Origin of the sequence: Ruoffia sp. FAM 20857 (genome assembly GCF_045528645.1) — a bacterium.
GTDB classification, from domain to species: Bacteria; Bacillota; Bacilli; order Lactobacillales; family Aerococcaceae; genus Ruoffia; species Ruoffia halotolerans.
This window is the reverse complement of sequence record NZ_JBGQRB010000008.1, coordinates 13,003-27,694: the sequence shown is the minus strand read 5'-3', so window position 1 is coordinate 27,694 and position 14,692 is coordinate 13,003. Positions and strand designations below refer to the sequence as shown.

At 34.4% G+C, this 14,692-nt stretch carries 12 protein-coding genes; 2 read left to right on the top strand and 10 right to left on the bottom strand.

What is annotated here, in order from left to right; all coding sequences use genetic code 11:
• Positions 1-21: 21 nt before the first annotated feature.
• Entirely contained in the window at positions 22-645 is a 624-nt protein-coding gene (locus ACEN4N_RS03100; RefSeq protein ID WP_407093650.1) for a thermonuclease family protein, read from the bottom strand.
• 159 nt (positions 646-804) lie between these two features.
• Positions 805-1,266: a PTS sugar transporter subunit IIB gene (locus tag ACEN4N_RS03095; RefSeq protein WP_407090221.1), complete on the bottom strand. Its 462-nt coding sequence runs from the start codon at positions 1,264-1,266 to the stop codon at positions 805-807.
• Positions 1,267-1,482: 216 nt separating this feature from the next.
• On the opposite strand from ACEN4N_RS03095, the gene ACEN4N_RS03090 reads away from it, so the two are divergent.
• Entirely contained in the window at positions 1,483-2,646 is a 1,164-nt protein-coding gene (locus tag ACEN4N_RS03090; RefSeq protein WP_407093649.1) for an AraC family transcriptional regulator, read from the top strand.
• A 77-nt stretch (positions 2,647-2,723) separates the two neighbouring features.
• On the opposite strand, the gene nrdH is transcribed toward ACEN4N_RS03090, so the two are convergent.
• From nrdH to ACEN4N_RS03065, 5 genes are all read right to left on the bottom strand, one after another.
• Complete coding sequence (gene nrdH / locus ACEN4N_RS03085; protein WP_407090153.1) at positions 2,724-2,951, bottom strand: glutaredoxin-like protein NrdH; 228 nt, start codon at positions 2,949-2,951, stop codon at positions 2,724-2,726.
• 134 nt (positions 2,952-3,085) lie between these two features.
• Positions 3,086-3,943 carry an LD-carboxypeptidase gene (locus ACEN4N_RS03080; protein ID WP_407093648.1) on the bottom strand — a complete coding sequence of 286 codons (858 nt, stop codon included), beginning with the start codon at positions 3,941-3,943 and terminating at the stop codon, positions 3,086-3,088.
• Positions 3,944-3,972: 29 nt separating this feature from the next.
• Positions 3,973-4,764 (bottom strand): ABC transporter ATP-binding protein, encoded by a 792-nt coding sequence (locus tag ACEN4N_RS03075; protein WP_407090157.1) that lies wholly within the window; start codon positions 4,762-4,764, stop codon positions 3,973-3,975.
• 16 nt (positions 4,765-4,780) lie between these two features.
• A complete protein-coding gene (locus ACEN4N_RS03070; protein WP_407090159.1) occupies positions 4,781-5,671 on the bottom strand; it encodes an ABC transporter permease in 891 nt (296 codons plus the stop codon).
• Positions 5,672-5,679: 8 nt separating this feature from the next.
• A complete protein-coding gene (locus ACEN4N_RS03065) occupies positions 5,680-6,681 on the bottom strand; it encodes an ABC transporter substrate binding protein (RefSeq protein WP_407090161.1) in 1,002 nt (333 codons plus the stop codon).
• Between the two features lie 438 nt (positions 6,682-7,119).
• On the opposite strand from ACEN4N_RS03065, the gene ACEN4N_RS03060 reads away from it, so the two are divergent.
• Complete coding sequence (locus ACEN4N_RS03060; RefSeq protein ID WP_407090163.1) at positions 7,120-8,826, top strand: NFACT family protein; 1,707 nt, start codon at positions 7,120-7,122, stop codon at positions 8,824-8,826.
• Positions 8,827-8,927: 101 nt separating this feature from the next.
• On the opposite strand, the gene ACEN4N_RS03055 is transcribed toward ACEN4N_RS03060, so the two are convergent.
• From ACEN4N_RS03055 to parE, 3 genes are all read right to left on the bottom strand, one after another.
• On the bottom strand, positions 8,928-9,857 hold the full coding sequence (locus ACEN4N_RS03055) for a manganese-dependent inorganic pyrophosphatase (RefSeq protein WP_407090165.1): 930 nt from the start codon (positions 9,855-9,857) through the stop codon (positions 8,928-8,930).
• Positions 9,858-9,932: 75 nt separating this feature from the next.
• Complete coding sequence (gene parC, locus ACEN4N_RS03050) at positions 9,933-12,428, bottom strand: DNA topoisomerase IV subunit A (RefSeq protein WP_407090167.1); 2,496 nt, start codon at positions 12,426-12,428, stop codon at positions 9,933-9,935.
• Complete coding sequence (gene parE / locus ACEN4N_RS03045; RefSeq protein WP_407090168.1) at positions 12,418-14,517, bottom strand: DNA topoisomerase IV subunit B; 2,100 nt, start codon at positions 14,515-14,517, stop codon at positions 12,418-12,420. Before parE ends, parC begins: the two co-directional genes overlap by 11 nt.
• Positions 14,518-14,692 lie beyond the last annotated feature (175 nt).

Here is a 14,692-nt window from a genome sequence, read left to right as displayed (position 1 = left end):
CAACTCCAATTTATTTACTATTTAATTCCAAATATTTAATGATTCATTTTGAGCATGATCCTCAGCTTCTCTTAAAAGTTTCTCATATGAATTATTAGGCGGATTGACATATCTCACTCGAGCTAATCCTTCTTCTAATAATACTTCATTCACTAACACATCATCACTATACACATAGGCTAATATACGATTGTAATTATCTGTAGGTGGACCAACATCTAGTTCGATATATACTTGATCCGCTTCCTCAAGTAAAGTTTCATTCATTTCTTTAGCTTCCTGAGCAAATGGTGCGGGATCGTCACTGTCATAATTCATTTCTGGTGTATCGATGATTAAGTATCTAACGGGAATTTCATATCCATTCAAAGCAATTCGCATGGTATCTCCATCATTTACAGAAACAAGTTCCACTGGAATCTTTTTTAATGTCGGTAATACTTCAAAATTATCTCCATTAAATTCACTTGAAATTACTTCGGCGTCCTGATTATCAATGACCGTATTGGATGAATCAAAATTTAATAAATCAGGTGCAAAGAATATAACCAAAATAATAATGATGGTTGATAAGCCAATGCCCATTTTATTATTCCGATTCCCTAACTGCTTTAATAATCGACGTAAGAGTGATTTATTATTCAAGCAAGCCCTCCGTTCTATTAAGTTAAATATACACAAGCTATTATATCATAATTACTAGACTAGTTTACGCTCTTATTAGTAAATTTTAATCTTAAAGTGTTTAAAGTTTGATATAGCAAAAAAACCAACAAAATAATTGTTAGGGCACATAAAAATGAACTATAACAGAACGCTTTCTTCATCCGGCGTTTGGCGCACCTCTACCTTTGTTCCTTGTTCTGAAATTGATGACAACCAATTAATTTGTTGACTATTCAATGAGACTCCAGGTGCGATTGTTTTTCCTCCACCTGAAGGAGGTACACTCACTAACGTGACTAATGGGATAGAAAAGCCAAGATTCATAATAATTTTCAAATCTGCTATTGTTTCAAAGATTAATATTGGATGTTTTTCTGGATTCAATTTATTTAACATTTTTATAGCTTTACTCATACTATAGTAACGACATGTAATCCCATCCGGTACTGCCATATCTAAAAGACCTTGTTGCATTTTATTTTCTGAAAGTTTGTCATTCACGACAATAATAAGATTACTCTCGACTTCGCTACACCAAAGTTCGGCAACTTGCCCATGGAGAAAATGATCGTCAATTAGAGCCATTCTTACACTAGACATCGCATCCCTTTCCTTTCTAAATTTACATTCAGCCGATATGTTACGCCATTTAAGAAATAAGTTCAACACTTTTACTTTAACACACAAAAAAACTGTGATTCAATTTGATTAAATCAACAAAAAGAAATCACTAATTTAGATAATTATTAGTAAAGAATTAATATTTAAGGTATAATGTTATCTGAACTAACAAGTAGAATGGGTAGAGGTGAAAAAATGCACTTGAAAACAACGTCGAATAATCATTCTGAGTTTTATACAATTATGGATGAGTCTTCCATTTTAAAATCTAAAAAGATAAATAGACGGATGCAAATTCAAAAGAGTGATTCTGAGCTATTTTTCTGTTTTAATCAATCAGTGAGGTTAACTTCTGATATAGGACTTGCATTAATTGTGTTAACTACAACACCTGAAGATGAGACAAGTTACCAAGAATTTATTTTAACTAATAGTATTGATTTAGTCCCAGGTGTCTATTTTAACACTCTCGCTATCACAGAAGAATGTAGTATTTTTATGGAACCTCTTGGGAAAGATTCTCCTAAGACAGTTCCTACAGCAAAAAAAATTGCGATTCGAAAATACGAACCAAAACTAACACTTGAAAAACTACATACTTTGTTCTATCAAATTAAGATGGCGCCTTTCGAAAGTCTATCAATTCCAGGTGATTATTACGAACTTATTATTGTTGATCAAGGTGAGTTAATTCATCATGTTGATGATGAGGAATATGTTGCTAAAAAGAATGATTGCTTTATCTATCAACCAGGACAAGTAAGAAAACAAAGTATTACAAAAGATGGAATAACGTCTTATTTATCTATTATATTTGATGCAAAGGGTTTAACTCCTACAGCAACAAATCAAATCATACACTTAGGTTCTCAAAACACAGCTTTAATTGAACGAATCATTGAATTATCGAACATTACAACCAATGATAGATATACAGATGATGAAGTGTTATTAAACTTAAAATTAATTCTACTTAAAATTGTTCAAGGTGAAGCGAATCATACCGAAAAGCCAACCACATCGATGCGTGAAAATTATGAAAATGAATTATTCCAAGCTATGGTCGATTTCCTTGATGCACATGTTGAAGACCAAAATCAAGTGAGTGATTTAGTAGAACATTTCTCATTATCAAGATCAACCATACAATCGTTATTTAATAAATACGCAAATACAACACCAAAAAATTATATAAATACTATTCGATTAAACCGAAGCAAACAAATGATTCAAGAAACGCAAATGACCTTATCGCAAATAGCGGATTATCTTGGCTATGGTTCGATTCAGTACTTCTCTCGAGCATTTAGCAAGGAATTTGGTTTAAGCCCTTCTAGCTATGCTAAATCAATTGTTTGAACAAGTTGAACTTACACTAATCAAAAAAATCCACTCCTTAAGTTATTGACTAACTTTAAAGAGTGGAATTTTTTTGATTAAGCTAATTTTGCTAATAAATCTGGACGGAAACCGTTAAAAGGATCTTCCCCATCGATTTCAACTACAGGAAGGGATTGAAAGCCTAATGATTTAATATAATTAAGTGCTTCCTCATCAGCAAACACATCGAGTGTAGAATATTCGACACCTTTATCATCTAAATATTTTTTCGTAAAGTTACATTGCATACAATTTGGTTTTGAATAAACAGTAATTTTTGACATGGATATGACCTTCTTTCTTTGAACTAATAAACTCATCATACTTTATTTCCAAACAAAAAACAATTACATATTGATCGCTTCGTTAAATACGACACAATATATAGTTATTTTTCACAATAATGATGACACTGAAACTAATTCATTATAAATGGATATACGGCTTCATGGTGTCCGACATAATCCGTAAAATATAATTTAAAATTATATTTATTCTGATAAGTTTGGACTAATTTGTATAATTCGTCTTCTTGGCCTTTTTCTTTTATTTCACTGAACTGGCCAATAACTACAAACTTCATTCTATCCAAAATATTCAATAAATCAAGTTGTGAAAAGTAGCTGCGCATTTTATTAATATCACCAGACTGACCTTCAAGTAGTAATCCTTCAGCATTATCAAGGTTAAAATAAAGTGTCCCGGCTAATTTTAAATAGCATCGGATATTTCCACCTATAATAATTGCACTTTCATCTAATTTGTTTGGTGTTGTACTTCCTCTATCGATCCGTTCATTATTAAATAACACACGTTTAAAACTAGCTTTTGCAATGCCTGATTTGTCTTTGACAATATTAGTTGCTAAAAAGTTTACAGCTTTAACGTTTGTTTTTAATAATAATGCATTAATAATCACTGTATTATCACTATAACCTAAATAAAATTTATCAGAGATAGACTCAATTGCTCGCCAATCATCTTCAGTAAATTGGTTTAATACTTCTAACGCTAAGTCTCCTCCTGATAAGTCGAAAATAGCTTTGATATTAGGCTCTATCAAGGCATTGTATAATTCTTTTTTTCGGTAAGTAGCGTCATGTGTTTCATTATTAATCGGATCTATGTATATAGTAGGGCTTATATTAACTTTGAGATTAAATTCATTAACCAAACAATCATATAAAGATGTTATCTTTAATCTTACTTGTTCATCTAAGTCTAGTCCGTTTGAACAGCCAAGCAAGATGACTTCATCATCAGAATTCAGGTGCATATTATCATCACTTTCTATATCAAGTTCTTTTAAGAAGCATTTGCTTCAATCTCTACTAATTTTTCCATAAGTTCGTGCAAATGTCCAATTTCTAAACTAGCAATTTCTTCTTTGCTATATACATTCGCAATTTTTCCTTGATGGAGGACAACAATTCGGTCACCATATTTAATTGCGTCTTGCATATGGTGGGTAATCATTAAAGTAGTTAAATTGTTTTCTGTTACCATTTTGTGTGTCATTTCCATGACTTGTTTAGCAGTACGTGGATCTAACGCTGATGTATGCTCATCTAATAATAATAGTTGTGGCTTTTGAATCGTTGCCATCACTAATGAGATGATTTGTCTTTGTCCACCAGATAAATATTCTATGGGTAAGTCTAAGCGCTTCTCTAAATCTAAATTAAATTGAGAAATATACTCTGCCATTTCAGCTTTATTTTCAGCATTTAATGATAAAGACAAACCGCGTTTTTTACCACGTTTACTTGCTAACATTAGATTCTCCAATACAGACATTCGAGGAGCCGTCCCCATACTTGGATTTTGAAACACTCTTGCTACAATACTGGCACGCTTAATTTGAGGGATTTGTGTAATATCCGTATTATTTAATAAGATACTTCCTTCATCGGGTTCGATATGCCCTGTAAGTGCATTAAATAACGTCGACTTTCCTGCTCCGTTTGTTCCTATAATAGCAATAATTTCACCTTGTTTTACAGAGAGAGTAATATCTTCTAACCCTTTGACAATATCTCCAGTTCTTCGTTGAAAAACTTTGGATACATGGTTTAATTCTAAATAATTTTCCGTCATGATTACACTCTCCTTCCTATAATTTCCCTAGTTTAGCTTTATTTAAGCCCATTTTCTTAGAGATAGCTGGTAATGCTAGGAATATAGCTAATACTAAGGCTGAGATTAATCTAAAGTCGTTTGGATTAAAGCCTAATTGAAGTACAAATACAATAATTAAGCGATAAATCACTGATCCGACAACAATTGAAATAAAACGTCCAGATAATTTCATTTGTTTTCTAAAGATAACTTCTCCGATAACAATTGAAGACATTGCAACAACTACCGTTCCTGTACCCATCTGAACATCTGAGAATCCATTATCTTGGGCAACTAATGCGCCACTTAGTGCAATAAATCCATTGGCAAACATTAATGCTAATCGTTTCATTGTATTAGTTTTAATTCCAAAGGAAGCTGCCATGATTTCATTATCACCCGTTGCAATAATCGCTTGTCCTAAATCGGTCTTAAATAAATAAGTCATAAAAAGGATAACAAGTAAAACAACAATTAAGCCAACAATAGCTCTTTGATATTGGACACTTTCAACAACTTCACTTAAGTAACTATATATCGTATCAAAACCACGTAAGCTTAAATTTGGACTCCCCATTACCCGTAAGTTTATCGAATAAAATCCGGTCAGTGAGATGATACTTGCAAGTAAGGCAGGGATATCAAAATACGTTGTTAATAACCCAGTCACTAAACCAGCTAACATTCCTGTGATAATTGATGCAAATGTGGCGATAATTGGGTTGACACCCATTGTAATTAATGTAACCGCCGAAGCAGCACCCAAAGTGAATGATGCCTCGCTAGTTAAATCGGCAAATCGTAGGATTCTGAAACTAATATAAAGTCCCAATCCCATAATTCCCCATAATATACCTTGATAAACTGCACTAAAATAAATACTCATACTAACAACTACTCCTCACCTAAACGCTCCTTAATATCCATCACTTCAGAAGCGAGCTCTTCTGGCACTTCAATACCTAAACGATCTGCTGTTTCAAAGTTAATCACAGGTTGTAATTCTTCTAAAAATTGAACCGGTGTTTCTCCTGGGTTTGCACCATCAATAATCTCTTTAGCAACATCGGCTGCTAATAATCCAATATCTTTTTGGTTAATTGCGACAGCTGATAATGCCCCTTGTCCTACCATCACGTCAACCGTTGTAAAAACTGGAATTCCTGCTGCATCTGTAGCATCTAATAATGTTTCAAAGGCACTTGCAATAGTATTATCTGATCCAACATAAATCGCATCAACTTCGCTAGCTAAAGTTTGAGCTACTAATTGCATGTCCATAGTTGAAGCTATTCCTTCAATTTGAACTTCTAAGCCCATTTCTTCAGCAACTGCTGCTGCTTGTTCAGTCTCTGCCAATGAATTATCTTCACTTGTTGTATAAATCATTCCAACTTTTTGTACATCCGGTTTTAATTGTAATAATAATTCAAATTGATCTTCATAAGGTACAGCATCACTAGCGCCTGTAATGTTTTCACCTGGGTTCTCTAAATCATCAACAATTCCTGCTGAAACAGGATCAGTGACTCCTGTCATAATTATAGGTATATCTGATGTGACATTTTGAAATGCTTGCGCTACCGGTGTCGTAATGGCGAAAATCATATCAGGTTCTTCAGCAACAACACTTTGAGCAATCGTTGAGAGGATGTTTAAATCTCCTTCAGCGTTTTGGTAATTAATTGTTAAATTTTCTCCTTCAGTGTACCCGTGTTCCGCTAAACCATCATAAACCCCTTGTCGGATATCATCGAGTGAACTATGTGTAACTAATTGAACAACCGCTACATCTAGTGAATCTTCTTGAGCGAAAACCTCTTTTGTTGTCGTACTTGATACAATTACTAATGCCAGTGCAACCATTGTTAAGATAAATTTTTGTAATTTTTTCATTTTTATTCTCCTTTTTTAAATAAAAAACAGCCGACACATACAATCTATGTGTCAGCTTAATAAAGCATAAAAAAAGACCACATAGATTGTAAGACTACAAACTCTATGTGGTAAACTGGATTAAGAGCCACATAGATACAGTTTCAGTTAAATTCAAACTGGGCTGTATCCATGGAACGGATTCCAAGTCTACAACCTATCTACGCCAGCTTTGCCAGATTAAATTAATTTTGTTGTTAACTTGGTTCGTCATATTCATTGGCCCCTTTCTTATTTGTTAATACAATGATACAACCTCGTTAAATATATGTCAACCATTTCTATTCTTTTTTTAATCTTTCTTTAATAATCGGCTACGTTCTGATAATTAGTAATTTCAGCCTATTTAATGTACAATAATAGTCTAGTAAAATCATGTTATTAAAGGAGGTTTGGTTGATGTCATTTGATGGCTTTTATTCACACAAAATAACAGAAGAGCTAACTTCCAAACTAAAAAATGGACGCATACACAAAATTTATCAACCGTTTGAACAAGAATTACAATTTGTTATACGAGCAAATCGTACCAATTATCGGATGGACGCTTCAATTCATCCAACCTACTACCGCTTGCACTTAACAGAGGAGAAATCGAATAATCCACAGCAAGCGCCAATGTTTTGCATGCTATTAAGAAAACATCTGGAAAATGCAACAGTATTGGATATTCGTCAATATGAAAATGACCGAATCATCACATTTGAATTAAGTGGCCGGGATGAATTAGGTGATTTACAAAGTTATTTACTTATCTTTGAATTAATGGGTCGCCACAGTAATATTGTATTAGTTAATCCCGTTACGGATAAAATTATTGATTGTATTAAACATATTCCACCAAGTATGAATAGTTTTAGAAGTTTACAACCAGGTGCAAAATATATCCTACCACCAAGAAATGAAAATCAAGAAAATATCTTGACACTGAGTGATACGCAATTAAACGAATTTGCCACCGAAAACCAAGAATTACTTGCAACAGGTAAAGCATCTAAAGTAATTCAAGGAATGTCAGGTCTTGCGAGTAAACAAATTACTGCATGGATAAATGATGACCAACTAACAGCTTATCAAGCCTTAGAAAAATACTTACATGAGTTAAAAACAGGTCAACCCGTCATATTTAGAACTGATAACCAAATGAAATTTTACGCGATGGATCTGCCCTATCTTGAAGGCGAACGAGATTATTATGAATCATTAAGTAAATCACTAGATGTTTTCTACAATCAAAAAGTTCGTTTTGATCGAGTTAAGCAATTATCTGGCGATTTAATTCAAAGAATCAAACAAATCATTGAGAAAAATTATCATAAATTAGAAAACTTAGAAAAAGACAGACAAGTCGCCCAAGATGCGGATACTTATCGTCTAAAAGGTGAATTAATCAATGCCTTTTCGTATCAAATCGAAAAAGGTCAAGCTTCTACGGTTGTACCTAATTATTACGATAACAATGAACCTTATACCATTGAATTAAATCCAAGAAAAACACCATCTGAGAATAGTCAAGCTTATTTCAAACGCTATACCAAATATCGTGACTCGTTACGCTTTATTGAAAAACAAGAAAAATTAGCCCTGCAAGAAATAGAATATTTAGATTCAGTTCTTGTGCAGCTTGAACAAGCAGAAATTGAAGACATTGAAGATATTAAAGCCGAGTTAATTCGAGAGGGTTATGGTGGAAAACGTAATAAATCTGATAAAAAACGAGCTAAATCAAAATCTAAACCGCGTCGCTTCCAATCAAGCGATGGTGTAATGATTTATGTTGGCCGTAATAATCAACAAAATGATGAATTAAGTATGCGTAAAGCAAGTAAAAACCATTGGTGGTTACATACTAAAGATATTCCTGGTGCCCATGTGATTGTTGAATCAGACAAACCAAGTGATCAAACGATGACAGAGGCAGCTGAGATAGCCGCTTACTATTCTAAATCTCAAAATTCTGCCAATGTCCCTGTTGATACTGTTCAAGTGAAGCACTTACGTAAACCCAATGGTGCTAAACCTGGCTATGTGATTTATGAAGGTCAAAATACTCTGTTTGTCACACCCGTTGAGAAAAAAATTAGCGAATTAAAAATAAACGATTAATCAAAAAACAACCCGCTGTCTAGTTTTCGAACTCGTTAGCGGGTTGTTTTTTAGTTTTCATAAAAAAAACTGGTAAAGAAATCTTCACCAGTTTCATTTGCTTAGTCTGAAAATGCTTCAGTTAATTGAGGTACAATTTGTTTTTTACGTGATACAACACCAGGTAAAGTAATTACCTCTTCAACCACTGGTTGTTTGAATGCTTTTTCTACAGGAATAATATTCTCGCCCAGAACAAAGGCAATTGAATCGCTCTCTAAAATATCTGTAATCAATAGGACAAATAAATCAAAGTTACTTGCAGCAATTTCTTCACGCATTGCATTTAATATTTCATCTTTACGTCCTAACATCTCGTCAAACCCAATCGCATTGATTTGGCCAATACGGACGGATTGTTCGTTCATATCAAATGTTTTTGAATCAGATTGAACTAACTCAAGTGCAGATTTAGCACTTAATTTTGTTCCTACTTTTAATAAGTCAAGACCATACTTATCAATGTTTACATCTGCAATTTTTGCTAATTCATTCGCAATTTTCTCATCTTGTGATGTACTTGTTGGTGATTTGAATAATAACGTATCAGAGATAATCGCTGATAACATTAAGCCTGCGATTGCTTTTGGAACATCAATGTTATTTTCTTTGAATAGTTTATAAATAACACTTGCTGTACTTCCAATTGGTTCTGCACGGTAGAATAATGGATTAGATGTTTCAAAATTAGCAATTCTATGGTGATCAATAACGAAATCAACTTCAACCTCATCTAAATCATTCACTGATTGTGTAGCTTCGTTATGGTCAACTAAAGCGACGCGTTCTACTTCATTTGAAACAGATGACACAACACGTGGTCTCTCAACGTTAAAATAATCTAATGCAAATTGAGTTTCTTCATTTGGTGTACCAAGAGCCACAGCTTCTGACTCATGACCGATTTTTTCTAAATAAAAACTAAATGCAATCGCTGATGCTATCGCATCAGTGTCTGGATTTTTATGTCCAAAAACTAAATATTTTGACATGAATATATTCCTCCTTACGGTTAATTCTAATATAGTTTATCATTATATTACTAAAAAATGAATGACCTTTTCTAACTATTCATCATTTTTAGATTCTTGATTAATTAGTTTTAGTTGAGCGAGATGTATATCAAGTATATTCCCTAGTTTTTCAATTTCCTTAACAGCAGAACCGTTTGATAATCGTTCTGATATTGGATAATCATTCGGTTGAATCTCACTTTCAAAGCCAGTATCACCATATACGACTAATGGTGCATCGGCATCTGTAATTGCTAACGCATTGATTAGACGATGTGGTTGAGACTTCAATTCTTTTAATAATAGAATACCACGGCTACCACGAGAAGCTGATCCAACAATACCTGGTTTAAATCGTTTAATATTCCCTCTTTGAGTTAATCCAACAATTTGTGTATTCGTATCATCTTCGATAATTAAGGCAGCAGCAACATAATCTTCTTCTTTAAGGTTTATACCAATAACCCCTTGTGCTCGTAAACTATAACTAGACACTTCGCTAATCGGATATCTTAAGCTATAACTACGATGTGTTAAGAATACGACTTGGTAGTTAGTCTTATCTTTGATAGGTATTGCTGAGATAAGCTCGTCGTCTTTTTTCAATTTCATAGCAACAGCTGATTTTGTTTTGTAACTTCTAAATGTTACAAATTCATCGAGCCTAGTTTGTTTAATCATTCCTAAACGTGTGGCAAGAAGTATCTTATCGTCAGCAATACTTGAATCTGGTTCACCAATACCTTGAACGGCTTTAAAGGCAGCAACGAGTTGCTCACCCTCTTTAAGACGGTATTTTTGTGAGATGTGCATTCCCATATCATTCCAACGGATATCAGGTAATTCATTGACTGGTATGTAAATATAATTTCCTTTGTTAGTAATCATGACGATCGCATCATAAGTACTTAACTTCTCAACATAAATTGCATAATCAAATTCGCGACGCCCCAAATTCAATGTATCAGACGAATTAAATGAACGGTGGCTTGTGCGTTTAACATAACCTTCATTCGTTACGGATACAACGACATCTTCTTGTGGAATTAAAAGTGTTGATTCAATCTTAATTTCTTCAACTTCAGCTTCAATTTCAGTCCGACGTGGTGTTGCAAATTTCTTTTTCACATCGCTTAATTCATGAATTAATACTTTATTTAAAATATCATCATTTGCTAAGATATTTTCATACATACCAATACGTTCATTCAATTCTAAACGCTCATTTTGTAAAGCGGTAATATCAGTATTGGTTAAACGATATAATTGCAATGAAACAATCGCTTCTGCTTGTTCATTTGAGAAATCAAATTCTTTTACTAAATTTGCTTTCGCATCGGATTTGTTTTCACTTTGGCGGATGCTTGCAATCACTTCATCTAAGATTGACATTACTCGAATTAACCCGTCTACAATGTGTAAACGTGTCTTATCTTGAGCTAATTGGAATCTCGTACGTCTAGTAATTACTTCACGTTGATGATCGATATAAGATTCAAGAATTAGTTTTAAATTCGCTAATACAGGACGTCTGTTATGAATGGCAATCATATTAAAGTGATAATTTACTTGTAATTCGGAATTTTTTAGTAAATAGTTCAATACAGCATCGGCATCGACATCGCGTTTTAATTCAACTACAAGGCGGACTCCATCACGGTCCGATTCATCGCGGACTTCTGAAATCCCCTCTAATTTTCTTTGTAAACGAATGTCATCTAAACGTTGGATGAGTTTAGACTTATTTACATCATAAGGGAGTTCGGTCGCAACAATTTGTGACTTACCACCCTTAAGTGTTTCAATATCAATTTTAGAGCGAACAACGACTTTTCCGTTCCCGTTCTCATAGGCGTTACTTAAATCTTTCGCTCCTTGAATAATCCCGCCGGTTGGAAAATCTGGACCCTTGATGAATTTTAATAAATCAGAGAGTTCATATTTCTTATGTTTCAATATATAAATAACAGCGTCAATGACTTCACCTAAATTATGAGGCGGAATCTCGGTCGCATAACCGGCTGAAATCCCTGTCGCGCCATTGACAATTAAGTTAGGGTATCTTGCTGGCAAGACTATCGGTTCTTCAATCGTGTCATCAAAGTTAAGCGCATAATCAATTGTTTCGTAGTTTATATCTTCTAATAGTACTGACGCTATAGGTGATAGACGAGCCTCCGTATAACGCATCGCTGCAGCTGGATCCCCGTCCATACTCCCGTTATTACCGTGCATATCAATTAATGGCTCTCGCAACTTCCAGTCTTGACTTAATCGGACCATCGCTTCATAAACTGATGAGTCCCCATGAGGGTGGTAGTTACCTATAACATTCCCAACGGTCTTAGCCGACTTACGATAAGCATTTTCAGACGTATTACGGTCTTGTTGCATCGCATATAGTATACGACGTTGTACTGGTTTCAATCCGTCTCTTATATCAGGCAAGGCACGGTCTTGTATAATGTATTTAGAATAGCGACCAAATCGGTCACCGATGACGTCTGCGAACGTCAGTTCTTCAATGTGTTCATTTGGATTAACGACCATTTATATCATCCTCACTAAATAAATTTATCTGAGATTCACCATTGTCATGATTTAAATCAATCTCGGGTTCAGAATGATTTTCTAACTTTTCTTTGACATCGATACTTGCTTCCTCGTCTTTTTGACTCGTACTGATATCAGATTCTTTAAGCAGTGTATCCTCTTCATCCAAGGTAAAGCGGACATTGCTTTCAATCCATTTACGTCTTGGTTCTACTTTGCTTCCCATTAAAGTTGTTAATCGTCTCTCAGACATGGCAGCATCATCAATGGTTACACGGATTAATAAACGTGATTCAGGATTCATCGTTGTATCCCATAATTGATCAGCATTCATCTCACCTAAACCTTTATAACGTTGTAAGATATAGCCTTTTCCAACTTGTTTAATTTTTTCTTCTAATTCTTCATCTGTCCAAGCATATTCAATCACTTCTTTCTTACCCTTTCCTTTACTTACTTTGTAAAGTGGTGGCATCGCTAAGTATACTTTCCCGGCTTCTAATAAAGGTTTCATGTAACGATAGAAGAACGTAAGTAGTAATACTTGAATATGAGCCCCATCGGTATCCGCATCGGTCATAATGATGACTTTATCATAGTTAGATTCAATGATATTGAAATCCTTCCCAACCCCAGCACCAATGGTATAAATCATCGTATTAATCTCTTCGTTTTTTAGAATATCAGCCATCGAGGCTTTTTCAGTATTAATGACTTTACCTCGTAATGGTAAGATTGCTTGATAGCGACGGTCACGTCCCAATTTAGCTGACCCACCAGCTGAATCTCCCTCGACTAAATAAAGTTCATTTTTCGAAGCATCTTTTGATTGTGCTTTGGTTAATTTTCCAGAAATTAGTTTTTCTTGTTGAGATTTCTTAGCACCGGTACGTGCTGCATCTCTGGCTTTTCTGGCTAATTCACGTGTTTCACGCGCTTTAATCGCCTTACGTAAAATCATTTGACTGAAGTTACCATTTTCATTTAAGTAAGCAGATAAAAATTCATTCACAGCATTATCAGCTAACTGACGCGCTTTCGGTGTACCCAGTTTATCTTTAGTTTGCCCCTCGAATTGTAAGTATTGTTCAGGTACACGAATAGATATGACGGCTGCTAACCCTTCACGCACATCTGATCCTTCAAGGTTTTTGTCTTTTTCTTTTAGTAAGCCTGATTTACGTGCATATTCATTAAACGCTTTTGTAATTCCCGTCTTCATACCCGTTTCATGCGTTCCCCCACCATAAGTGCGGACATTATTAGCAAAAGAAAGAATTGTTTCAGAATAGCCATCATTGTATTGCATAGCAAAATCAATCTCGAATTCATCCACAGCAGTTGAAAAACTCGCAATCTCACCCATTGTATCTTTTTCTTCATTTAGGTAATTGATGAAATCATGTAAACCATTTTCAAATAAAAATGTTTCGCTTTCTTCATGAATTTTATCCTCGATGGTAATTTCTAAGCCTTTTAATAAGTAAGCAGATTCACGGAATCGCTCGCTAATCGTGCTATAATTGATTTTTGAGCTACCAAAAATACTATCATCCGGCATAAAATGCACCGTCGTCCCTGTCATGGATTTCGAAGGTGCCTTTGTTTTCTTCAGTTTCGTCGCTGGTTTACCACCATCTTCAAAGCGCATTGTATATTTGTAACCATCACGATAAACGGTTACTTCTAACCAACTTGATAAAGCATTAACAACGCTCGCTCCAACACCATGCAACCCTCCGGCAGATTTATAGCCACCTTGACCGAATTTACCTCCGGCATGTAGCACTGTAAAGATGACTTGAATTGTTGGAATACCACTGTCATGTAAACCAATAGGCATCCCTCGACCATTATCTTCGATTAGGACACTGCCATCCTCCATTAACGTTATATTTATCTTATCAGCAAATCCACTTAACGCTTCGTCTACTGAATTATCTACTATCTCATATATTAAATGATGCAAGCCTTTTTGATCTGTCGATCCAATATACATACCCGGACGCTTACGTACTGCGTCTAGTCCTTCGAGTATTTGAATGGCATCATCATTATAATTTGTAAGGTTTGGTTTCTGTGCCAATATTACACCTCTTTTTTCTATTAATAATCAACTACTTTATCATATCAAAAATTTTTCTGTTTTTCTGTATTAAATTTTAAAATGTTTATTTGTCACGATTTAATTGCATTTGACCTTTTGAATTTTATATAAAGAACTTGGATATTGCAAACTCTTTTCATTTCTATTGCCGTTA

What these genes read in the sequence shown, in the direction of transcription:
- ACEN4N_RS03095 (WP_407090221.1), bottom strand. Translation starts at nt 1,266, where the DNA reads ATGTCTAGTGTAAGAATGGCTCTAATTGACGATCATTTTCTCCATGGG.
- ACEN4N_RS03090 (WP_407093649.1), top strand. Translation starts at nt 1,483, where the DNA reads ATGCACTTGAAAACAACGTCGAATAATCATTCTGAGTTTTATACAATT.
- nrdH (WP_407090153.1), bottom strand. Translation starts at nt 2,951, where the DNA reads ATGTCAAAAATTACTGTTTATTCAAAACCAAATTGTATGCAATGTAAC.
- ACEN4N_RS03080 (WP_407093648.1), bottom strand. Translation starts at nt 3,943, where the DNA reads ATGCACCTGAATTCTGATGATGAAGTCATCTTGCTTGGCTGTTCAAAC.
- ACEN4N_RS03075 (WP_407090157.1), bottom strand. Translation starts at nt 4,764, where the DNA reads ATGACGGAAAATTATTTAGAATTAAACCATGTATCCAAAGTTTTTCAA.
- ACEN4N_RS03070 (WP_407090159.1), bottom strand. Translation starts at nt 5,671, where the DNA reads ATGAGTATTTATTTTAGTGCAGTTTATCAAGGTATATTATGGGGAATT.
- ACEN4N_RS03065 (WP_407090161.1), bottom strand. Translation starts at nt 6,681, where the DNA reads ATGAAAAAATTACAAAAATTTATCTTAACAATGGTTGCACTGGCATTA.
- ACEN4N_RS03060 (WP_407090163.1), top strand. Translation starts at nt 7,120, where the DNA reads ATGTCATTTGATGGCTTTTATTCACACAAAATAACAGAAGAGCTAACT.
- ACEN4N_RS03055 (WP_407090165.1), bottom strand. Translation starts at nt 9,857, where the DNA reads ATGTCAAAATATTTAGTTTTTGGACATAAAAATCCAGACACTGATGCG.
- parC (WP_407090167.1), bottom strand. Translation starts at nt 12,428, where the DNA reads ATGGTCGTTAATCCAAATGAACACATTGAAGAACTGACGTTCGCAGAC.